The following is a 20960-nucleotide window of genomic DNA, read 5'->3' on the forward strand; positions in this document are numbered from 1 at the left end:
TCACACGACGTCATGGCTTTTTCTCGCTGACTGGAGGCTGAATGGCGGTGGATGGAAGCGCCGGGGGGATGACAGTGGCATCTGGCGCCGATTCGCGGCGCTTGCCGTCCGCATCGAGCAGGCCCAGCATCCGGGGATCGGCCACGAAAGCGGGATCGTAAAGCGAGCGCATCGAGCCGAACAGGCTGAAGAACGGTGCCCTGAGGTTGACCACAAAACGGATCGGCAGCTTGGCAATCTGCTTGGTGATGAAATTCCGGCTGGCATTCTGCCCTTGGCTCAGCCCGTCGAAGCTGATCCGCGTCAGGATTTCGCCTGAAAGCGAACCGGCCAGCCCGATTTCCATGTCCTTGTAGTTCACAGATTTGAGCGCTGCGAAGGCGAAATTGCCCATCGCCGAAAGGTCCTTGTAGGTCAGCGCGCCATTATACGAAACATTGCCCCCCGGCATGCGGGAGCGCAGGAACCCGTTCTCGATCCGGCCACCGTTTTCATCGAAAATCAGCGGCATCTCGCCGTCGAACGTGCCGGTGGCGCTGATGTTTTCCATCTCGAGATGCTGCACGAAAGTCGCTGCGTTGAGGCCAGTGACGCGCAGGGTGTAATAGCGCGTTTCGGCCACACCGATCTGCATGTGCGCGGGGTCGAGGTTCAGCGTGCCTTCCATGAAGGGCCACTGCGCACCGTTGATCTGGAGATAGTAGCCCGGCTTCACTTCATAGGACAGCGTGCCGTCGGTCACCTCGATGCCCGGATTGGCCGAAGCGATATGGACCTTCTGGGCAGGCGCCGTGACCATGCCGAGCAGATCGGTGAACACCACTTCGCCCGACAGTCCCTGCACCGGACCGAAGGCCGCTGCGAAATCGACGCCTCCGGTGGCGAAACGGCCGTGGCTGGTCACCGCCCTGGTGTTCCAGTCGATCCGGCCAGTGCCGTGGACCTGCCCCTTCAGCCCCGAGACGACGCCCAGCAGCATGCCGGACAGCGTATCTGCCTGGAGCCGCTCGTCGAAGATGATGCCGTTCACCGCGAGGTCGGCATGGCCGGCGGCGCTGGACAAGTCGTGGGCGATGGCCGCGCGGACGATTTCCCGGTCCGTGGTCGGCTCGCGCAGCAGCGCCTGCGCGGTGATGCGGTTGCCTTCGAGCCGCAGTGTCGCATCGCGCGCTACCAGCGGCTGGAACCGCGCGACCGGCTGGCGGTCGACCAGCGTGAAGCGCCCGCCGTCGATCTGGAGCACGCCGCCGGCATAGCGCCATGTGCCCGCCGCCTGTTTCATGTCGAGCGGGACAGCGGCAAGGCCGATGTCGGCTTCGTCGAACGTGCCCGCGACGTCCTTGCCCAGCCGCGCGTCGAGACGGCTGATCGCGAAGTGCGACGCGGTCTGCGCCGGACCGAGAGCGACCTTGATCGCGCCCGCCTTGAGGACGCCGCCATTCCTCAGATCGCCCGTACCGCCTATGGCGAAACCAATCGGGCCGCTGGCGATGCGGATCGGCGTTTCGCCCAGCCGCCCGGACAAGTCGAGCGAGGTGACGCCCGCCGCGATAGTCAGGTTTTCGGGAGCGCCCTGCACGATTGCCCCGCCGCGAGACGGGCATAGTGTCAGGCGCCGCTTGTCGATGGTCAGGCTGGAGAAGCTGAGGGCGTCGAAGGAAACATCGCTGCAACCCCGCCACACCGCCAGATTGCCGTCTGCGCCCCAGCGTCCGTCGAGCGGCAGCAGCATGTTGCGGGTGCTGCCGCCCGGCAAGGCGCCGCTCAGCAGGACTTGTCCGGTAAAGCCGAGCGCGCCGTCGCGGTCCTGCACCAGCGAAAGGCGCGGCACGCCGATCACGGCTGAACCGGCGCGGTAATCGGGCATGGCCACCTGCATCGTCAGGCGGCCATTGTCCGCCGTCTCCATGCGGCCCCAGACCTGCGGCAGCTGCTGACCACCAGTCGCGAAATTGCCGGTGACGTGCGGCGCGCCCTTGCCGAACAGCGCTTGCAAGCGCGACACGGCAAGCAGCGAAGCCCCGCTCCCGCCGCGCAGCGAACCGCGCGTGACGACAAGGCTGAGGCCCTCGTGCGAATTGCGCACGATAAGATTGGCATCCAGCGTGCTGCCGCGCATTTCACGGGCCAGCGCGCCGCGCACTTGCGCTGCGATCGGTTCGCCCAGCGTGCCGGCGGCGGAATTCTGCGCGGAGAGCATCGCGCGGCCCAGCGTATCGCCAAGCGCGGCGCCCCGGCCGGTCAGGTCACCCTCCACATCGAAGCGCGCGAGGCCGCCGGTGGAGCGCGCGCGCCCGTCGAACACCAGGCTCGCAAGGCGGGCCTGCGGCGTTTCCAGCCCCTGCGCGGTTATCCGGTAAGTCGCGTTGAGAGACTTCTTGCGGTACGTGACGCGGCCCTTGCCCGAAAGCCCGGCGATCTTCTGCGCGCCGTACCGACCCCGGCCTGCGGCGATGCCAAGGCTGCCCTCGCCCCCGTCCAGCGCCTCGTCCAGCGTCAGGTCGAGTTGCACACCCGCCTTAGCCAGTTGCAGCCCGCTACCGGGACAGGCCAATCCGTCCATCCGCACCGGCCCGACGAATCTCGGTTTCGCGGCAGAAGTGGTGAGCTTGCCGTAAAGCGTGGTGCGCCCGGCCTTGCAGCCGTCCACCTCGATGCCGGGCGACAGCGCGGCGATCTCTCCCGCGAAGCCGCCGCGCAGCGCGCCCTCACCCGCCAGCTTCACGCCGATGCGGCCATGGTCGCTGTCCAGCAACGCCCGCCCGTCGACCACGCCCAGGTCGAGATCGGGCATGGTGAAAGGCCCGGCCTCGCCGGAGAACAGCACCTTGTCCAGACTACCGAAGCTGACCTTGCCGTCCCGGTACGAACCGTAGAGCCGCGGCTTGATGACGGTGATTCGCCCGATGCCCGGCAGCCCCCACGACAGCCGCGTGGCGATACGCAGTTCCTGAACCGTAAGGTCGGGCCGCTTCGGATCGCCGATGGAAAGGTTGCGTATCACCTGCTCGGCAGGGCCGATGCTGACGATCTCGTAGCGTGCAGGCAAGCCCAGCGAATCGAGCTGGCTTTCGATGAGGTTGTCCGCGATCTCCTTGCGGGCCAGCCAGGCAGCGCCCAGCGACAGCAGCAGCAACCCCTCGACGACAAGGATCGGCCCGCGCCATTTGCGCAGCCAGCGTACCGGGCCCATCAGCCTGGGATCCAGACGCACACCACTGCTCGCGCCGCCGGACGTATCCCCGGTGGCGGCATCATGGTTTTCGGGGGAATGGTCCTGCTCTTGCGACATCCGCTCCATCACTTGCGCTGGACGCGCAGGAAAGGCAATTGTTTGTACGCACTATGCCCGAACAACCCCCACTCTTCGATGACGCTGCCGGCACTTTGGCCGATGCAGGCCCCGCTGCGCCTCCCGGTGCCGGCAACGATCCCAGCGGTCATCGCGGAAGGCTGCGCAAGCGGCTGCTCGAAGGCGGGGCAGAGGCTTTGGGCGATCACGAAGTCATTGAACTCCTGTTGATGCAGGCCGTTCCCCGCCGCGATATGAAGCCGCTGGCGCGCACGCTGCTACAGCGTTTCGGCTCGCTCGCCGGTGTGTTGCAGACCGACCCGCGCACGCTGGCCGCTCACCCCGGCATGGGCGAGGCGAGTGCGGCGGCGCTGCGCATCGTCACCGTGGCCGCCACCCGCATGGCGCGCCAGAAAGTGCGCGAGGCCCCGGTGATCGGATCGTGGCAGGCCCTGATCGACTATCTGACGATCGACATGGCCCACCTGACGGTTGAGCGAGTGCGCGTACTTTATCTCAATACCCGCAACATGCTGATCCTCGACGATCTCGTGGGCGAAGGCTCCATCGACGAAGCGGCGATCCACCCGCGTGAGGTCATCCGCCGCGCGTTGGACCTGGGCGCGGCTGCGCTGATTCTGGTGCACAATCACCCTTCCGGCTCGCCTCAGCCCAGCCGCGCCGACATCGAGATCACCAACCGCATCGCCGAAGCCGGACGGTTGCTGGGCGTAAGCGTGCACGACCATGTCGTGATCGGGCGCGAAGGCTATGTCAGCCTCAAGGCTAAGGGGCTGATCTGAGATGTGCGTCGCCGCCATCGCCTGGGATGCCCATCCCGACTGGCTGCTCGTCGCCATCGGCAACCGCGACGAATACCATGCCCGCCCCGCCGCGCCGCTGGCGCGCTGGGACCATGGCAGCGGGATCATCGCCGGCACCGATCTCATCGGCGGAGGAACGTGGCTGGGCGTAACCGAACCCCAGGACGGCGATGGCGCACGGTTTGCCCTCGTCACCAATTACCGCGTGCCGGAAGGCGCGCAGCTCGGCCGCCCCTCACGCGGTAAGCTGGTCACCGACCTGCTCGCCGGAATCGAGCCCGGCGAACTGGACGAGGAGATGGCGCGGATGAATCCGTTCAATCTCATTTTTGCAGGCGGCGGCCGCGCCTCGTTCCTGACCAACCACCCAAAGGTAGAGACGCGCGCGCTTTCGGCCGGCATTCACGGACTGTCGAACGGCGGGTTTGACGTTCCCTGGCCCAAAACACTGCAGGTCGGTCAGGCGATCACAGACTGGTTCGCTGCCGGCGAGGCGGATTTCGAGCCATTGTTCACCGCGCTGCGCGACGAGAAGCCCGCTGCCAGTCCCAAGCGCCCTGAACTCGGCCCGGAACCGCGCTTCGCCCCGGTTTTCATTCGCGGCGAGACCTACGGCACGCGGTGCAGCACGGTGATCGCGGTCGACCGGCAAGGACAAGGCACTATCATCGAACGCAGTTTCGACGCGCTCGGCAGGAACAGCGGCGAAGCGCGAATCGGTTTCGCGTGGCCCCCGGCCTAGCCTAAGCCGCGATCAGCTGGTTGCGCCCGCCGCGCTTGGCGGCATAGAGCGCCATGTCGGCACGGTTGAGCAGGTCGATACCGCCCTGCCCCGGCATCCGGTGGACCAGACCGCAACTGATGCGCGTCTCGGCCTCTCCGCCCAGCGGCAGGGTGACCGGCGCCGCCGAGACGCTCTCCACCATCCGGCGGCAGATTTCCTGCGCGACTTCGGGATCGGCGGTGCCCAGCATCACTACGAATTCATCCCCGCCCAGCCGCGCGACAAGATCGGTAGCGCGCAGGTTCCCGGCAATCCGGCGGCCAATTTCAGCCAGCGCGGCATCCCCAGCGACATGGCCAAGTTCGTCGTTCAACGACTTGAAGCGGTCCACGTCGATCAGTGCGATGCTCAGCCCGTCGGCGGGCGGATCGGCAAGTGCCGCCTCGAACCGGCGCAGAAAGCCTGCGCGGTTGGAAAGGCCGGTCAATTCGTCCGTTTCGGCCAGGCGGGAGAGTTCGCCTTCGCGGGCCTTGCGCGCCGTCACGTCGACCAGTGTCGCCGCCGAGCCGGTCATGATGCCCTGCTCATCGCGTTCGGCGCGAAAGGTCGCCTCGATCCAGATGCCGCCTGGGCGTTCCACCTCGATGATGACCGGCCGGTCGCTGGTACCAGCGCGCAAGTGAGCACCGAACAGCGCCACGCCCAGCGGCGGATCCAGTTCGCCGATGTGGGCGCCCAGCAGCCGGTCTGGGCTCTCGCCGACAAGCGTCGCCACATCGCCCACCACGCGGGTGCAGGCACCCTCGGCCGAAAAACGCAGCAGGACGATGGCGGAACGGTCCGCCAGCAGCCCGAGCGAGCGTTCGCTTTCGCTGAGCCGGTCGATCAGGTCGCGGCGCGCGGCCAGCGCAGCGGCGACCGGCAACATCAGCATCAGGACAGTGGCGAGGTAGAATTGCAGGAAGACCAGCTTCACCGCCATGTCGCCCGCAGAAAGGCTGACCGGACCATGGCCGTAGCACGTCGCCACACCGCCCGTCACCGCCACCAGCATGACGCCCAGGCTGGTGCCCTCCCAGCCAAGTCGGAAGGCGACAAGCATCAGCGGCACCATCGGCAGGAACAGCAGCGGATAGCGGTTCTGCGCGAATACGGAGACGCTCACCGCCAGCACGGCGACGAGCAGCAACAGCATCTGCGCCCGCTCCGCCCGTGATGCGGCGCGAATGCTGGCGCGGTAGTCGCCGTGGAAAAGGCCGAAGAAGAACGGCGTGAAGATCATCAGTCCCAGCGCGTCGGCGCTGAACTTGGTCGCCAGCGAAACTCCGATCGGCAGATGGAAGCCAATGGCTGCGATCACCGCCCCCAGCAGCGCCCCTACGCCGGGTGCGATTATCCCGGCGCAGATCACGAAGCGGCCTACCGAGGCGTGATGGTGAAGCAGGCGCCCACCTGCATCGACAGGGCCGCGCAGCAACCATGAGGCAAGCGCGATCTCGACGACGTTTGCTACCCCGAAACCGACGGGCGCCGACAGCGCGCCGCGCGTGAAGGCGCCGGCAGCGGCGATGGCGATGAATGCGGCGACAAGATATCGCCCCCATTCGCGGCGCGGGCGCGCCAGCAATTGCGCCAGAACCACCGCGTTCGCAGGCCATACCGAGGCCAGGTTGCCCTGAAAGCTGAGGTACTTGATCATCGCCACCGACAGAACGAAGCATAGAACGCCGCTGGCGAAAGGAGCGAAGATGGGCCTGATGCTCGGCATTGATCGCGGTTGCCCTGGGCGGCCTGCGCACGGGTTTGTGACGGCTCTTCCTGCAAACGTTTGCGCGAGATTCGTTAAAATTCCTACCTTTCACGCCTGTAATCGACCCATTTAGGCTTAACCGAAGCATCCCCACGTCTGCCCGGATCGCGCCCCCCGCCCTCGTCTCTTGCCTTTCGTGCCCGCGCGCCCTAGCGGCGGGCGCGTCAGCCACAGGAGTCGAACATGGTCCCCCGCTATTCCCGCCCAGCGATGTCCGCGATCTGGGAACCCGAAGCGCGCTACCGCATCTGGTTCGAGATCGAAGCACACGCCGCCGTGAAGATGGGTGAGATGGGCACCGTGCCGCCAAGCGCCGGCAAGGCCCTGTGGGACTGGTGGGCAACGAACCCCAAGATCGACGTCGCCGCAATCGACGCGATCGAAGCCGTCACCAAGCACGACGTCATCGCCTTCCTCGACTGGGTTGCCCAGCAGGTCGGCCCGGAAGCGCGCTTCATGCACCAGGGCATGACCAGCTCCGACGTGCTGGACACCACGCTCAACGTGCAGCTGGTGAAGGCCGCCGACATCCTCATCGCCGACCTCGACGCGCTGCTCGCAGCGATCGAGCGCCGCGCGCAGGAGCACAAGTACACCCCCACTATCGGCCGCAGCCACGGCATCCATGCCGAGCCGGTGACCTTCGGCCTCAAGCTGGCGCAGGCCCATGCCGAGTTCAGCCGCAACCGCGCACGCCTTGTCCTCGCCCGCGAAGACGTCGCCACTTGCGCCATCTCGGGCGCGGTAGGCACATTCGCCAACGTCGACCCGGTGGTGGAAGAATACGTCGCCGAGAAGATGGGCCTGGGCATCGAGCCGGTCTCCACCCAGGTCATCCCGCGTGACCGCCATGCGATGTTCTTCGCCGTCCTGGGCGTGATCGCCAGCTCGATCGAGCGCCTTGCCGTCGAAGTGCGCCACCTCCAGCGCACCGAAGTCCTGGAGGCCGAGGAATACTTCTCGCCCGGCCAGAAGGGTTCGTCGGCAATGCCGCACAAGCGCAACCCGATCCTCACCGAGAACCTCACCGGCCTTGCCCGTCTCGTCCGTTCGGCCGTGGTGCCAGCGATGGAGAACGTGGCGCTCTGGCACGAGCGTGACATCTCGCACTCCTCGGTGGAGCGTTTCATCGGCCCCGATGCGACGATCACCCTCGATTTCGCTCTGGGCCGCCTGACCGGCGTGATCGACAAGCTGCTGATCTACCCTGCGCGCATGCAGAAGAACCTCGACCGCATGGGCGGCCTCGTCCACTCGCAGCGCGTGCTGCTGGCGCTGACCCAGGCCGGCCTGAGCCGCGACGACAGCTACCGCCTCGTCCAGCGCAACGCGATGAAGGTGTGGGAATCGGACGGCGAACTCAGCCTGCTCGAACTGCTCAAGGCTGATGCCGACGTAACCGCCGCGCTGCCGGTCGAAGTGATCGAGGACAAGTTCAACCTCGACTACCACTTTAAGCACGTCGACACGATCTTCGCGCGCGTGTTCGGCTAAGACCGGATTGCCCGAGGGGGCTTCGACAGGCTCAGCCTGAGCGGTGCGGCAAAAGCTGCTTTAATTCCCGCTCAGGCTGAGCTTGTCGAAGCCCCCTCGGGACAAAGCCTGAAACGCCGCCCCCTTCCCTTGCGTAGTATTCCCGCCTAGCATCAGGCGTTTCCGCCGGGGAAAGCAGGAGATAGAATGCAGATCATCCGCACCATTACGTGGATCGTCGTCACCGCGGTCCTGGTCGCGTTCATCGCCATGAACTGGAACCGGGCACCGGTGAACTTCTGGCCGCTCGACAACGGCAACTACATACATTTCGACTGGCCGGTCGGCCTCGTGGCCCTGCTGTTCTTCGGCCTGGGTATGCTGCCGGTATGGGCATACCTGCGCGCCGTGCGCTGGCGCCTGAACCGCCGCATCGCCGCCCTCGAAAACTCGCTGCGCGCCACCTCGGCCCAGACTGTGGGGGCCCCCTCGATGGCCCCGCCTGAGGCCGCGCCTGCAACTTTACTCGAAACTCCGACGGATCTCACGAAGTCATGAACCACAATCCCGTCTACCTCGCCCTCGACCTTCCCCGCCTCGACGCCGCAGAGGCGCTGGCGCGCAAGGTCGCGGGCCATATCGGCGGGATCAAGCTGGGGCTGGAATTCTTCTGCGCCCACGGCCACCACGGCGTCCACGAATTGCACAAGCTGGGGCTGCCGATCTTCCTCGACCTCAAGCTGCACGACATCCCCAACACCGTCGCCGGCGCCATGCAGGCGATCCACGTCCTGCAACCCGCGATCGTCACCATCCACGCCGCCGGTGGCCGCGCCATGATGGAAGACGCCAAGGCCGCCGCCGGTGAAAACTGCAAGGTCGTCGCAGTCACCGTCCTCACCAGCCTCGACGGGGACGACCTTGCCGCCATCGGCGTGAAAGACGAACCCCACGCACAGGCATTGCGCCTCGCAGACCTCGCTCACTCGGCAGGCCTCGACGGTATCGTCTGCTCGGGCCACGAAGTCGGCGCCGTTCACAAGCAATGGAAGGACGGCTATTTCGTCGTCCCCGGCCTGCGCCCGGCAGACGGCAGGGTCGGCGACCAGAAACGCACCGTTACTCCGCGCGAGGCCCGCGATGCAGGCGCCAGCGTGCTGGTGATCGGCCGGCCCATTACCCGTGCGGAAGATCCGCTGGCTGCGGCCAAGGCGATCGAGGGTACTCTTTAAGGTTCGAGGGGAAGACCTGGGGCCATCGCCCCAGACCCCGGGAATGTCGGCGTTTCGCCTCGGTCGCATCGGCGGTTTGGTGTTAGAGGTACACCTGCGGCAACTTTGGGCATGTCGCCAGGGATGGACGGAAAGCGCGCGGCGCAAAGTGGCCCCTCAATGAGCGCCCGTCGCTGCTGCATGCACTACGACGACATCAATGGCGGTCCAGGGGGGCTATGCTCCCCTGCTCTTAATCTCCAACTCCACTCACCTTAACAAATCCTCGCCCTGCCGTTCAGCACGCCGCAACCTGCCTGCCTCCAGATCGTTGCTCCAAGATGTCAACCTATGGAGTGCGACCCATAATGAAATCCCTCAGCCTGCTCGCGGCAAGTGCCCTCGGCGCTGCGATGATCCCTGCCGCCCCCGCGCTTGCGCAGCAGGCCGTTCCTGCGATCGAGACCGGGCATACGCTACTTACGGTCACCGCGCAGGGTTCCTCCACCCGCGTTCCTGACCTTGCCAGCTATACCGCAGGCGTCACGACCCAGGGCGCAACTGCCAGCGCCGCGCTCTCGGCCAATTCGGCGCAGATGACGCAGGTGATCGCCGCGCTGAAGCGTGCGGGTATCGCCGACCGCGATGTCCAGACCAGCAATCTCAGCGTCAACCCGGTCTATGCCCAGCCAAAGCGCCTTCCCGACGGCAATTTCGAAGATGGTCCGCAGAAGATCGTCGGCTATCAGGCCAGCAACAACGTTTCGGTTCGCCAGCGCAAGCTGGCCGACATGGGCAAGGTGATCGACGCGCTCGTGGCGGCGGGCGCGAATCAGGTCAACGGTCCGAACTTCATGGTCGACAAGCCCGAAGCCGCGCAGGACGAAGCGCGCGTCGAGGCGATGAAGACTGCTCGTGCCCGCGCCGACCTCTATGCCAAGGCATCTGGCCTGCGCGTCGCGCGGATCGTGTCGATCAGCGAGAGCGGCGGTTTCTCGCCGCAGCCGGTGATGTATATGCGCAAGGAAGCGATGGACGTCTCCGCTGCTCCGCCGGTCGCGGCGGGCGAGCTTGAGATGAACGTCAACGTCACGGTTCAGTTCGAACTGGCGTCGTAAAAACGGCGGCAGTTGCCAAGCCCTACCCCGCTGTCCTCTCGCAAGCGAGGATGGTGCTGACCTTAAAAACGGCGCCACCGTTTGGTCAGCGCCGCCCCTGCAAGATGGGGCGGCGGGGACAGCGCTCCTCAATTCATCATCATGTCCTGCGACTGGATATCGTAGCCGACAAGCGTCAGCTTATCCGCCTCCCCTTTGCGAAAGACGAACTGTTCGGTGCCAGTGCCGCGCTCGAACGTCGTCTCGGTACTGACGGTGACGAAGCTGCCGCCGGTGGTCGCATTGGCATTCCAGCCGATTTGCTGGCTCGACTTCACCTTGCCCAGCTTGCGGTGGACCGCATCCAGCAGCTTGCCGAACTGATCGCGGCTGGTGGCCTTGCGCAGGTCCGGGTCCGCGCCGACCCAGACCGCCTGCGTATTGCCCGCATCCAGCGACTGGTGGAAGCGCCCTATTTCGACCTCAGCCTCCCTGATCGAAGCCTGCACGTTGCAACCGGCCAGCATGGCGGCCGCCGTCAGCGGTAGGATAAAGCGCGCCAGTCTGTTCATTCGTGTGTCTCCTCGGTCCGCGAAGCCTAAATCTAACAGGCCCCAATCTAACAAGCGTTGCAGCCTTGTCACGGAGCGCTAGATAGCACCTTCGCGCGCCGTTCCCCGGCGCGATACGAGGCGAGCGTTACATGCCAACTGCGGCAATCAAGATCTGCGGTATCAGCACTCCCGATGCGCTGGAGGCAGCCATCAAGGGCCGCGCCGCGCATATCGGACTGGTGTTCTTCCCCCGCAGCCTGCGCGCAGTGACCCCGGCCGAGGCAGCGCATCTTTCCGCGCGGGCCGAGGGCCGGATCGGCCGCGTCGGCCTGTTCGTCGATGCAGGCGATACCGCGATCGGCGATGCGATGGACGCCGCCCGCCTGGATGCAATCCAGCTTCACGGCGAGGAAACGCCCGAGCGCGCAGCCCAGCTTCGTGCCCGGTTCGGCGTGCCCGTGTGGAAAGCTCTGCCCGTTGCCACCGCTGGCGACGTCGAGCGCGCCGCCGCCTATGCCGATGCGGTGGACCTCATCCTGTTCGACGCCAAGACGCCCAAGGGCGCGCTGCCGGGCGGCATGGGCCTCAGCTTCGACTGGAGCCTCATCGCGCACTGGAAGGGCCCGGTGGCATGGGGCCTCGCAGGTGGCCTTGCTCCCGCGAATGTGGCGGAAGCGATCCGCATGACCGGCACCCCGCTGGTCGACACCTCATCGGGCGTGGAAAGCGCGCCGGGCGTCAAGGACGAGAGCCGCATCGCCGCGTTCTGCCGGGCTGTGCGCGAGGCCGGCTAAAGCCTCTCCGTCATCCCGAAACCAAGAAAGGGCGGCCCGTCTTGCGGACCGCCCTTCCTGGCTTACACTGCTTACGCAGCGATCAGAACTTGACGCCCACGCCCACCACGCCGCGGTCGGCGTCGGGGGTGTTGTCGCCGATCAGCAGGTGCTGGTACTCAGCCTTCAGGTAGTAGCGCGAGCCGACGTCCTGCTGGACGCCGCCGCCAACGCCGACTGCGCTGTTGCCGTAGCGGGTGTTCTTCGATTCCCAGTCAGCCAGGGCATATGCCTTGGTGCCCGGAAGGACCTTGACGCCGATACGGCCGCCAGCGCCCCACGAAACGCGGGTGTTGTCGGTCAGCACCTTGTCGGCCGAACCCTGGACACCCACGAAAAGCTTGTCGCCCAGGTCGTAGTCGTAACCGGCGGCGATACCTGCGGTTGCGTCGCTGTCGCTACCGTTCCAGATCACGCCGGTACGCGCTTCGACGCGTGCTTCGTTGGCCAGAGCGGGAGTGGCGGCAGCAATCGAGGCAACCGCAGCGAGCGAAACAAGTGCAATACGCATATTATAAACTCCAGTATTCAAAATCCCGCCCCTCAGCGGGAAACCAGCCCGTGGTCCCCGGCACCTTGCGCGAAAATGAACGAAAATTTCCGCTGGACGGGCAAAACGACACAAAACTGCAGCATTGGGACACTATGATGCTTTTGGCGCAATTCAGTTGCATTGTTTGCAATTGAAACCCAGCCTGCCCGTTCCCATCGCCTGCATAGCGCGTTCGCTGATGCAAAGGCGTCTGGACAAGCGCCGGGGCCTCTGCCAAGCGCCAGTACCATGACAGCCCAACCGCCCGTGAACAGCTTGCGCTCCCTTCCTGACGAGACCGGCCACTTCGGCCAGTTCGGGGGACGGTATGTCGCCGAAACGCTGATGCCGCTCATCCTCGACCTCGAGAAGGAATACCGCAGGGCGCAAGGCGACCCGGCATTCCAGGCCGAATTCGACGACCTGCTCAAGAATTTCGTGGGACGGCCCAGCCCGCTCTACCCGGCGCCCCGCATCACCGAACATTTCCGCAACCTCGCGCCTGAGGGCAAGGGTCCGAAGATCTACTTCAAGCGCGAGGACCTGAACCACACCGGCGCGCACAAGATCAACAATTGCGTCGGCCAGATCCTGCTGGCCATGCGCATGGGCAAGACCCGCATCATCGCCGAGACCGGCGCCGGCCAGCACGGCGTCGCCACCGCCACCGTCGCGGCGCGCTTCGGCCTGCCTTGCGTGATCTTCATGGGCGCCAAGGACGTTGAGCGCCAGAAGCCCAACGTCTTTCGCATGAAGCTGCTGGGCGCGGAGGTCCACCCCGTAACCAGCGGCGCTGAAACTCTGAAGGATGCCATGAACGAGGCGCTGCGCGACTGGGTCGCCAACGTCCACGACACGTTCTACATCATCGGCACCGCCGCCGGCCCGCACCCCTATCCTGAACTGGTCCGCGACTTCCAGAGCGTGATCGGCAACGAAACCAAGGCGCAGATGATGGAGGCCGAGGGCCGCCTGCCCGACATGGTCGTGGCCTGCGTAGGCGGCGGATCGAACGCGATCGGCATGTTCCACCCCTTCCTCGACGATCCCGAAGTCGCCATGGTCGGCATCGAGGCGGCCGGCCACGGCATCGAGACCGGCGAGCACGCCGCCAGCCTCGCCGGCGGCAAGCCCGGCATCCTGCACGGCAACAAGACCTACCTGCTGCAGGACGAGGACGGCCAGATCACCGAGGCCCACTCGATCAGCGCCGGACTGGACTATCCCGGCCTTGGCCCGGAGCATTCCTGGCTGCATGAAAGCGGCCGCGTGCGGTACGTGCCGATCACCGACGACCAGGCGCTGGAAGCCTTCCAGCTGTGCTGCGCCCTCGAAGGCATCATTCCCGCCCTCGAAAGCGCCCACGCGCTGGCCGCCTTGCCCCAGCTCACCGCCGAGATGGACGATGACAAGATCCTCGTCGTCAACGTATCGGGCCGCGGCGACAAGGACATCTTCACCGTCGCCGAGGCGCTGGGGTTCGAGCTTTGAAAAAGGGCGGGTGGCAGCGGTCGCTGATCGACGCCGCTCTGCTCTGGATGGCGGTGTTCCCCGCTATCCGGGTGCTTGCCGACCTTGTGAAGGCGCGCTCGTTCGATCTTTCCGAAGCCGGGTATTTCTGGGCCTTCGCCTTCCGGGGTGACTGGAGCCACATCGCCGTCAGCCTTGGCTACCTCGCCGTTTTCATCGGCCTCACCGCCGCCATTCTTCGCTTTTCCGGAAAGACGCTGTTTTCCTGATGACACGCTTCGAAACCGCTTTCGCCAAAGGTCCGGCCCTCGTCTGCTTCATCACCGGGGGCGACGGCGACACCGCCTCCAACCTCGACGCGCTGGTCGCGGGCGGGGCCGACGTGATCGAACTGGGCATGCCCTTCACCGATCCGATGGCCGATGGCATGGCGATCCAGGAAGCGAACCTGCGTTCCTTCGCTGCCGGCACGAAGACCGCCGATATCTTCGCCATCGCCACCGGCTTTCGCGCGCGCCACCCGAACGTACCGCTGGTGCTGATGGGCTATGCCAACCCGATGACGATTCGCGGCTCCGAATGGTTCGCGGACGAATGCGCCAAGGCCGGCGTCGACGGCGTCATCTGCGTCGACATTCCCCCTGAGGAAGACGCCGAACTGGGCCCGGCCCTGCGCGCCAAAGGCGTGTCGCTGATCCGTCTGGCCACCCCAACTACCGACACCGCGCGCCTTCCCGCCGTGCTTGAGGGGTCTTCGGGCTTCCTCTACTACGTCTCGGTCGCGGGCATCACCGGCCAGCAGCAGGCCGCGCAAAGCTCGATCGAGGAAGCCGTGGCGCGCCTCAAGGCCGCTGCCACGATCCCCGTCGCGGTCGGCTTCGGTGTGCGCACGCCTGAACAGGCCGCCGCCATCGCCAAGGTTGCGGACGGCGTGGTCGTCGGCTCGGCACTGGTCGATCTCGTCAAGCAGCACGGCAAAGATGCGCCCGGCCCGCTCCAGGCGCTGACCTCGGCGCTGGCGCAGGCGGTACACTCGGCGCGCTGAGCGTGAAGGACTTCGCGGTGTCGGACGCGCCCGCCGTACAGGCCCAGCTCGACCGCCTCGCCGCGTTGTCCCTGCCGCAGGGGCGACTTGGGCTGGACACGGTCCGCACCCTGCTGGCTCGGCTGGGCGATCCCCACCTTGCCATTCCCCCGGCGTTTCATGTCGCGGGCACCAACGGGAAAGGCTCGACCTGCGCTTACCTGCGCGCGATTCTGGAGGCGCAGGGCTACCGCGTCCATGCGATCACCAGCCCGCATCTGGTGCGCTACAACGAACGCATCCGCATCGCCGGCGAATTGGTTAGCGACGACGAACTGGCCGCATTGCTGGGCGAAGTCCTGGACGCGGCGCACGGGCTGGACGTCAGCTTCTTCGAAACCACTATCGCCGCCAGCTTCCTGGCATTTGCGCGGCATCCGGCGGATGTCTGCGTGATCGAGGTCGGGCTTGGCGGCCGGTTCGATGCCACCAATGTCCTGCCGGCCCCGCTGGTCTGCGGGATCGCGACGCTGGGCATCGACCACGAACGCTTCCTCCTCGCCCCCGACCACGGCGTGCCTGCCGAGCCGCTGGCGCGAATCGCCTTCGAGAAGGCCGGCATCCGCCGCCCCCATGTGCCGCTGGTGACGCAGGCCTATCCGGCCGACGTGGTGGCCGTGCTGCAATCCCTGGCCGCGTCTGAGGAAGTGCCGCTCTACCTGCGCGGCGAGGCCTGGAATGCGCAGGCCACCAGCGACGCGCTATGGTTCGAGGACGGCGCCGGTTCGCTGACCCTGCCCTTGCCGCACATCCCCGGCGCGCATCAGGCCGACAACGCCGCGCTGGCCGTCGCCATGCTGCGGCGCCAGCAGGTGCTCGCGATCGACCCCGCAGCCATGGCCGCCGGCATCCGCGCCGCCCGCTGGCCCGCGCGGATGCAGCTTCTGGGCGATGGCCCTCTCACCCGGCTTGTGCCGGGCACGGCGGTATGGCTCGACGGCGGCCACAACCGCGATGCGGGGCTCGCACTGGGGAAGTTCCTCGAAGAACAGGAAATCGCAGCTCACCTCGTGCTCGGCATGATCGCGGGCAAGGATCCAGGCGCCCTGCTCGATCCGCTGCACCGGCTGGTCGAAACTGTGACGCTGGTGCCGGTACCGGGCCACGACTGCCTGCCGCCCGAGGCCTTTGCGCCGTGGGCTCCTGAGGCGACAAGCGCACCCGATGTGGCGACGGCGCTGCGGGAACTGGAGCAGCGCAATCCGCGCGCGGTCCTGATCGCGGGTTCGCTTTACCTTGCCGGTGCAGTGCTGCGCGGCAACGGCGAAATGCCGGACTGACAGGCGCAGCTGCGCCGGGCACAGGTTTTGCTACATACACGCCGTCATCCTGAACTTGTTTCAGGATCTATCCTGCAAGATCACACCGCCGCTTGATCGGAGAAATGGATCCTGAAACAAGTTCAGGATGACGATGCGCAAGGCCCGCCGCGCCGATACTCCGAAGAGTTGGCCTCATGGCCTCGCGGTCAAGCGAAGACGTCTTCCTCCGGCTCAACCTCACCAGCAGAGCCCATGGCCTGATCGACCAGCCCGGTCCGGGCCATCCACCAGAACAGCACCATGCCCGGAACCGAGGCCACCGTGGTCAGCAGGTAGAAGTTCACGTACCCCATCGCCTCGATCAGTGCGCCTGCGGTGGTGCCGGTCAGCAACCGCCCCACCACGCTCGCCGCCGCCGAGATCAGCGCATATTGCGAGGCCGTGTAGCGCAGGTCGCACAATGCCGAGAAATAGGCGATCACCACCACGCCGCCATAGCCGCTGGCGATGTTCTCGAACCCGATCGCCCCGGCCATGCCCCAGTTGCTGTGCCCCGCCGCCGCAAGCGCTGCAAAGCTGAGGTTCGACACGCCCATCAAGACCAGCGAGATCATCACCGAACGCTTCAGGCCCAGCCGGGCATAAGCAACGCCGCCGATGAACACGCCGATCATGTAGGCCCAGAACCCCAGCCCGATATCGTAGATGGCGATCTCGTCGTTGCTGAAGCCGAGGTCGTCGAACAGCAGGCGGAAGGTCAGGTTCGCCAGCGTGTCGCCGATCTTGTGGACGAGGATGAACAGCAGCACGAGGAACGCCCCGTTACGCCGGAAGAACTCACCGAACGGCCCGACGATGGAGGCCCAGACTTCGCCGACGCCCTTTTTCTCGACCACCACCTTGCGGCGTTCCGGCTCTCCCAGGAACAGCGCGGCCAGCATCGCGGGAAGCGCAAACATGGCGCAGGCCATGTAGCCCACACTCCACCCATAGCGCGCCGAAAGCACCAGCGCCAAAGCGCCGGCGCCCGCCGAACCGATGCGCCAGCCGTACTGACTCATGCCCGATCCGGTGCCGAGCTGATACGGCTTGAGCGTCTCGATCCGGTAAGCGTCGATGACGATGTCGAAGCTGGCTCCCGCAACGCCTACCAGCACGGCAGCGATTACGGTGGCCTGCAAGGCATCGCGCGGATCGACCAGCGCCAGGTTGATGACGGCGGCCATCACCGCCACGCCGCAGACCAGCATCCATGAAACGCGCTGCCCCAGCCGTCCGATCACCGGCAGGCGCACGCCGTCGATGATCCAGGCCCAGAACACCTTCAGGTTGTAGACAAGGAAGGCCAGCGTGAACGCGGTGACGACTTTTTTGTCGATTCCGTCCTGCGCCAGGCGCGTGGTCAGGGTGGCGCCGATCATCGCATAAGGAAAGCCCGAGGACAGCCCGAGCATGAACGCGGCAAGCGATTCCCGTTCGAAATAAGGCTTCACCGAGCCCCAGACGCTGCGACGCTCAACACTGCTATCGGCGTCCACGCCTGTCTCCTTGATGTCACTTAGGTGCCGTTAAGGCGTAGTTACGGTCAACTTAGCGCCGCCTCCCGCGAAGGGAAGGCTGGATGAAGCGGCGATCAACAGGTATGGGCGCACGAATGTCCAAACCACCCAGCAAGTCCGGCGGCCCAGGTCGCGGCCGCAATTCCGGCGGCTCATCCCGCGATGGTTCCTCTTTCGGGAGTTCCTCGTCCGGAGGAGATCGCGGAAGATCGCCCCGCAGCGGCGGCGGCTCCGACGGCGGCGGATCACGCTATAACGGCGGTTCGCGCGGCGATGGCCCGCGTGGCGGCGGCGGTAGCGGCGGCTCCCAGGGTGGTGGCTCGCGCTACAACGGCGGTTCGCGCGGCGATTCTCCGCGCGGTGACGCAGCTCGTGGCGGCGGTCGCGGGACGTATTCGCGCGAAGGCGCGCCCCGTGAAGGTGGCCGTGAAGGTGGGCGCGACAGCAGCTACCGCAGCGTCGGCCGCGATGAAGCAGCACGCGGCGGCGGTTCGCGCGGCGGCTACACCCCGCGCGATGGCGGTGGACGCAGCGGCGCACGCGAGGACGCCCCTCGCGGCGGCGGTCAGCGCGGCACCTACTCGCGCGATGGCGGCGCTCGCAGCGATGCGCCTCGCGGTGGTCCTCGCGACAGTTTCCCCCGTGACGGTGGTTCGCGCGGCGCTCCGCGTGACGCCGCTCCTCGCGGCAGCGCCCCTCGCGACGACGCGCCCCGCAGCAGCGGCCCGCGCGATTACTCACCGCGCGGCACCTACTCGCGCGATTCGGCGCCCCGTGACGGCGCTCCCCGTGGTGGTGGTGGCCGCAGCGATGGTCCGCGCGCTACTTACTCGCGCGGCGCCCCGCGTGACGACCGCTACGGTGACAAGCGCGAAAACCGCTACGGCGGCGGCGGACGCAGCGACGGCCCGCGCACCGGCGGCCGCCCGATCGCCCGGCCCGGCCCGGCCCCGCGCGCCAAGGCGCCGACAGCCAAGGACCCCACGCTCCCCGCCCGCGAAGGTGAGCGTATCGCCAAGCTGCTCGCCCGTGCGGGCGTCGCCAGCCGCCGCGAAGTGGAGCGCATGATCATCGAGGGCCGCGTGCGGCTCGGCGACGATCTGATCGAGACGCCCTCCACGGTGCTGACCAGCCTTGCCGGCGTCACTGTCGACGGCAACCGGGTCGCCGCGCCGGAAGGCACGCGCCTGTTCCTGTTCCACAAGCCTTCGGGCCTGATCACCGCCGAGCGCGACATGGCCGGCCGCCCGACGATCTACAGCGCGCTTCGCAACGCCCTGCCGGACGGCGCGGGACGGGTCATGCCGATCGGCCGACTCGATCTCAACACCGAAGGCCTGTTGCTGCTGACCAACGACGGTGAGTTCAAGCGCCAGCTGGAACTGCCCGCCACCGGCGTGCCGCGCACCTACCGCGCGCGCACTTTCGGCGACATCACGCAGAGCCGCCTGGAAGAGCTGATGGAAGGCATCGAGGTCGACGGCGTGATCTATGGGCGGATCGACGCCAACATGGAGCGGCGCACTGGGCGCAACCAGTGGATCGAGATGACCCTGACCGAAGGCAAGAACCGTGAAGTCCGCCGCGTTCTGGAAGCGCTGGACCTGCAGGTCAGCCGTCTGCTGCGCGTGTCCTACGGCCCGTTCCGCCTGGGCGACCTGCCCAAGGGCGCGGCCGGCGAAGTGTCGCAGAAAGACCTCGAAACCTTCCGCCGCACTTTGAAGGAGAACGAGGCGAGGGAAGCCAACGCCCGGGCCATCGACGAGCGGAAGGCAGCCGTGGCTGGTGACGAGGCTATCGGCGCGACCGAGAATATCGACACAAACAAGGATATCCCCACAAACGAGGCTGAGGAGGCGGAGGATTGAGCGCCAACCTTCGCATCATCGCGGGTGAATGGCGCGGCCGTAAACTGGCCGCGCCCGCCGGCGACACCACCCGCCCCACTGCCGACCGCACGCGCGAGACGCTGTTCTCGATGCTGGTGAGCCGGCTTGGCACCTTCGAAGACCTCAAGGTCGCCGATCTGTTCGCCGGGTCTGGCGCGCTGGGGCTTGAGGCCCTGTCGCGCGGGTCGGCGCATTGCCTGTTCGTAGATCAGGACGCCGCGGCGATCCGCGCGATCCGCAGCAATATCGCCGCCTTGCGCGCCCAGCCGAGGAGCGACGTGCGCGCCAGTTCGGTGCTGTCGCTGGGTCCGGCCAAGGAGCCGCTCGATCTCGTTCTGCTCGACCCGCCGTATGACACCGGCGCCGGTGCTGTCGCAGTCGACAAGCTGGCCCGGCTCGGCTGGATCGGCGAGACGACATGGGTCAGTCTCGAAACCGGCAAGGGTGAGGCCGTGTCGATCAAGGGCTTCGAAACCGAAACCGAACGTGATGTGGGCAAGGCCCGGCTGCACCTGCTACGCCGGGTCGGGTAGTCGATATCGTCGTCCCGGATCAGATCCGGGACGACGAACCCATCACTCTCTCACTTCCCCCCGCGATTGACGCAGCTGTCGGTGACCGTCTTACTGCACTTGGGGTATTTCTTCTCCATCGCAGTCGCGGGCGGAGGAGTCAGTGCGCCCTTGTAGGGACCGCCCTGATAATTCTCGTCGGCAGGCATCGCCGGGCGCGCCGCCTGCGAAGCTGCCTGCGGATCCGGCACCCCGGCTGTCGGCATGCCTTCACCCGGAGGGTTGGCCTGCCCCATCGGAGTGGCCGGCGTCTCGCCCTTCATCTGCTGGACCACCGAGTTCCACGCCATCTGCCGCTGTTCGGGCGTCATCTTGTAGATTTGGCCGCGTTGATCGGCCGTCAGCGCCCAATAACCCTTCTGCTGCTCGGCATTGAGCGTCCAGTAGTAGACCTTGTAGTCATTAGGCCACGAGGCATAGTCCGCTTTCTGCTGCGGCGTCCAACCGTCATGCACAGCCTTCTGCTCGGGCGTCAGCGCAGCGCCTTGGGCCGCGGGCATCGGGGGCGGCGCCGCCGGGTCGGCTGGCGCATCCCCGGGCATGGCGGCATCTTCGGTTTCGGGGGCACTTTGGGCCTGGATGGTGGCGGGAACCGCCAGCATGGCGAGGGCAGCGCATCCTGCGAGTAACAACTTACGCATTCTCACTCTCCACTATTATTATTATTGCTGACGAAATGACGCACGCCGCCGGGGAATGTTCCGTAGCTGCGACGAAGCGGGCTTGCGCCGCGACGCCCCGTTCCCTAACTGTTCACGGTGAACAACCTGCAAG

Annotated in this window: 19 protein-coding genes; 13 read left to right on the plus strand and 6 right to left on the minus strand. The window is 66.4% G+C overall.

All coding sequences use genetic code 11. The features are described 5' to 3' along the window. Window positions 1-10 precede the first annotated feature (10 nt). On the minus strand, window positions 11-3292 hold the full coding sequence (locus TQ38_RS12315; RefSeq protein WP_052505850.1) for a YdbH domain-containing protein: 3282 nt from the start codon (window positions 3290-3292) through the stop codon (window positions 11-13). A gap of 53 nt (window positions 3293-3345) precedes the next feature. On the opposite strand from TQ38_RS12315, the gene radC reads away from it, so the two are divergent. Next, on the plus strand, window positions 3346-4095 hold the full coding sequence (radC, locus tag TQ38_RS12320; RefSeq protein WP_043977506.1) for a DNA repair protein RadC: 750 nt from the start codon (window positions 3346-3348) through the stop codon (window positions 4093-4095). Window position 4096: 1 nt separating this feature from the next. Next, window positions 4097-4858, plus strand: coding sequence for an NRDE family protein (locus tag TQ38_RS12325; protein WP_043977504.1), 762 nt, complete (start codon window positions 4097-4099; stop codon window positions 4856-4858). 1 nt (window position 4859) lies between these two features. Here TQ38_RS12325 and TQ38_RS12330 read toward each other — a convergent pair whose 3' ends face one another. Further along, on the minus strand, window positions 4860-6608 hold the full coding sequence (locus TQ38_RS12330) for a diguanylate cyclase domain-containing protein (RefSeq protein WP_043977503.1): 1749 nt from the start codon (window positions 6606-6608) through the stop codon (window positions 4860-4862). Window positions 6609-6833: 225 nt separating this feature from the next. On the opposite strand from TQ38_RS12330, the gene purB reads away from it, so the two are divergent. The 4 genes from purB (at window position 6834) to TQ38_RS12350 (ending at window position 10452) form a co-directional block, all read left to right on the plus strand. Continuing rightward, window positions 6834-8144: an adenylosuccinate lyase gene (gene purB / locus TQ38_RS12335; protein ID WP_043977501.1), complete on the plus strand. Its 1311-nt coding sequence runs from the start codon at window positions 6834-6836 to the stop codon at window positions 8142-8144. A 186-nt stretch (window positions 8145-8330) separates the two neighbouring features. After that, window positions 8331-8681, plus strand: a complete 351-nt coding sequence (locus TQ38_RS12340) for a LapA family protein (protein WP_043977499.1) — start codon at window positions 8331-8333, stop codon at window positions 8679-8681. After that, window positions 8678-9355 carry an orotidine-5'-phosphate decarboxylase gene (gene pyrF / locus TQ38_RS12345; protein WP_043977498.1) on the plus strand — a complete coding sequence of 226 codons (678 nt, stop codon included), beginning with the start codon at window positions 8678-8680 and terminating at the stop codon, window positions 9353-9355. Before TQ38_RS12340 ends, pyrF begins: the two co-directional genes overlap by 4 nt. Before the next feature lie 347 nt (window positions 9356-9702). Further along, entirely contained in the window at window positions 9703-10452 is a 750-nt protein-coding gene (locus TQ38_RS12350) for an SIMPL domain-containing protein (protein WP_043977496.1), read from the plus strand. A 128-nt stretch (window positions 10453-10580) separates the two neighbouring features. On the opposite strand, the gene TQ38_RS12355 is transcribed toward TQ38_RS12350, so the two are convergent. After that, window positions 10581-11003: a DUF4019 domain-containing protein gene (locus TQ38_RS12355; protein WP_043977493.1), complete on the minus strand. Its 423-nt coding sequence runs from the start codon at window positions 11001-11003 to the stop codon at window positions 10581-10583. Between the two features lie 131 nt (window positions 11004-11134). Here TQ38_RS12355 and TQ38_RS12360 point away from each other — a divergent pair, with 131 nt between their 5' ends. After that, entirely contained in the window at window positions 11135-11779 is a 645-nt protein-coding gene (locus TQ38_RS12360) for a phosphoribosylanthranilate isomerase (RefSeq protein ID WP_043977492.1), read from the plus strand. Window positions 11780-11861: 82 nt separating this feature from the next. On the opposite strand, the gene TQ38_RS12365 is transcribed toward TQ38_RS12360, so the two are convergent. Next, entirely contained in the window at window positions 11862-12329 is a 468-nt protein-coding gene (locus tag TQ38_RS12365) for an outer membrane protein (RefSeq protein WP_043977490.1), read from the minus strand. 270 nt (window positions 12330-12599) lie between these two features. On the opposite strand from TQ38_RS12365, the gene trpB reads away from it, so the two are divergent. Genes trpB through TQ38_RS12385 form a run of 4 tightly spaced genes read left to right on the plus strand, consistent with a single transcriptional unit; the run spans window position 12600 to window position 16184 of the window. Beyond that, window positions 12600-13841: a tryptophan synthase subunit beta gene (trpB, locus tag TQ38_RS12370; RefSeq protein WP_043977489.1), complete on the plus strand. Its 1242-nt coding sequence runs from the start codon at window positions 12600-12602 to the stop codon at window positions 13839-13841. Beyond that, window positions 13838-14089: a hypothetical protein gene (locus TQ38_RS12375; RefSeq protein ID WP_043977487.1), complete on the plus strand. Its 252-nt coding sequence runs from the start codon at window positions 13838-13840 to the stop codon at window positions 14087-14089. The genes trpB and TQ38_RS12375 overlap by 4 nt, the downstream gene beginning before the upstream one ends. Next, window positions 14089-14865: a tryptophan synthase subunit alpha gene (gene trpA / locus TQ38_RS12380; protein ID WP_043977486.1), complete on the plus strand. Its 777-nt coding sequence runs from the start codon at window positions 14089-14091 to the stop codon at window positions 14863-14865. The genes TQ38_RS12375 and trpA overlap by 1 nt, the downstream gene beginning before the upstream one ends. A gap of 2 nt (window positions 14866-14867) precedes the next feature. Beyond that, on the plus strand, window positions 14868-16184 hold the full coding sequence (locus TQ38_RS12385) for a folylpolyglutamate synthase/dihydrofolate synthase family protein (protein ID WP_043977485.1): 1317 nt from the start codon (window positions 14868-14870) through the stop codon (window positions 16182-16184). A gap of 188 nt (window positions 16185-16372) precedes the next feature. Here the strand turns inward: TQ38_RS12385 and TQ38_RS12390 are convergent, their stop codons facing one another. Further along, complete coding sequence (locus tag TQ38_RS12390) at window positions 16373-17704, minus strand: MFS transporter (RefSeq protein WP_082057811.1); 1332 nt, start codon at window positions 17702-17704, stop codon at window positions 16373-16375. A 116-nt stretch (window positions 17705-17820) separates the two neighbouring features. Here TQ38_RS12390 and TQ38_RS30940 point away from each other — a divergent pair, with 116 nt between their 5' ends. Next, entirely contained in the window at window positions 17821-19593 is a 1773-nt protein-coding gene (locus tag TQ38_RS30940; protein ID WP_082057810.1) for a pseudouridine synthase, read from the plus strand. Next, window positions 19590-20147, plus strand: a complete 558-nt coding sequence (gene rsmD / locus TQ38_RS12400) for a 16S rRNA (guanine(966)-N(2))-methyltransferase RsmD (protein WP_043977481.1) — start codon at window positions 19590-19592, stop codon at window positions 20145-20147. Before TQ38_RS30940 ends, rsmD begins: the two co-directional genes overlap by 4 nt. A gap of 50 nt (window positions 20148-20197) precedes the next feature. On the opposite strand, the gene TQ38_RS12405 is transcribed toward rsmD, so the two are convergent. After that, window positions 20198-20827 carry a hypothetical protein gene (locus tag TQ38_RS12405; protein WP_043977480.1) on the minus strand — a complete coding sequence of 210 codons (630 nt, stop codon included), beginning with the start codon at window positions 20825-20827 and terminating at the stop codon, window positions 20198-20200. Window positions 20828-20960 lie beyond the last annotated feature (133 nt).

Origin of the sequence: Novosphingobium sp. P6W (assembly GCF_000876675.2) — a bacterium.
GTDB lineage: Bacteria > Pseudomonadota > Alphaproteobacteria > Sphingomonadales > Sphingomonadaceae > Novosphingobium.

What these genes read in the sequence shown, in the direction of transcription:
- TQ38_RS12325 (WP_043977504.1), top strand. Translation starts at nt 4,097, where the DNA reads ATGTGCGTCGCCGCCATCGCCTGGGATGCCCATCCCGACTGGCTGCTC.
- TQ38_RS12315 (WP_052505850.1), bottom strand. Translation starts at nt 3,292, where the DNA reads ATGTCGCAAGAGCAGGACCATTCCCCCGAAAACCATGATGCCGCCACC.
- radC (WP_043977506.1), top strand. Translation starts at nt 3,346, where the DNA reads ATGCCCGAACAACCCCCACTCTTCGATGACGCTGCCGGCACTTTGGCC.
- trpB (WP_043977489.1), top strand. Translation starts at nt 12,600, where the DNA reads ATGACAGCCCAACCGCCCGTGAACAGCTTGCGCTCCCTTCCTGACGAG.
- pyrF (WP_043977498.1), top strand. Translation starts at nt 8,678, where the DNA reads ATGAACCACAATCCCGTCTACCTCGCCCTCGACCTTCCCCGCCTCGAC.
- TQ38_RS30940 (WP_082057810.1), top strand. Translation starts at nt 17,821, where the DNA reads ATGTCCAAACCACCCAGCAAGTCCGGCGGCCCAGGTCGCGGCCGCAAT.
- TQ38_RS12330 (WP_043977503.1), bottom strand. Translation starts at nt 6,608, where the DNA reads ATGCCGAGCATCAGGCCCATCTTCGCTCCTTTCGCCAGCGGCGTTCTA.
- trpA (WP_043977486.1), top strand. Translation starts at nt 14,089, where the DNA reads ATGACACGCTTCGAAACCGCTTTCGCCAAAGGTCCGGCCCTCGTCTGC.
- TQ38_RS12350 (WP_043977496.1), top strand. Translation starts at nt 9,703, where the DNA reads ATGAAATCCCTCAGCCTGCTCGCGGCAAGTGCCCTCGGCGCTGCGATG.
- purB (WP_043977501.1), top strand. Translation starts at nt 6,834, where the DNA reads ATGGTCCCCCGCTATTCCCGCCCAGCGATGTCCGCGATCTGGGAACCC.
- TQ38_RS12365 (WP_043977490.1), bottom strand. Translation starts at nt 12,329, where the DNA reads ATGCGTATTGCACTTGTTTCGCTCGCTGCGGTTGCCTCGATTGCTGCC.
- TQ38_RS12405 (WP_043977480.1), bottom strand. Translation starts at nt 20,827, where the DNA reads ATGCGTAAGTTGTTACTCGCAGGATGCGCTGCCCTCGCCATGCTGGCG.
- TQ38_RS12355 (WP_043977493.1), bottom strand. Translation starts at nt 11,003, where the DNA reads ATGAACAGACTGGCGCGCTTTATCCTACCGCTGACGGCGGCCGCCATG.
- TQ38_RS12340 (WP_043977499.1), top strand. Translation starts at nt 8,331, where the DNA reads ATGCAGATCATCCGCACCATTACGTGGATCGTCGTCACCGCGGTCCTG.
- TQ38_RS12360 (WP_043977492.1), top strand. Translation starts at nt 11,135, where the DNA reads ATGCCAACTGCGGCAATCAAGATCTGCGGTATCAGCACTCCCGATGCG.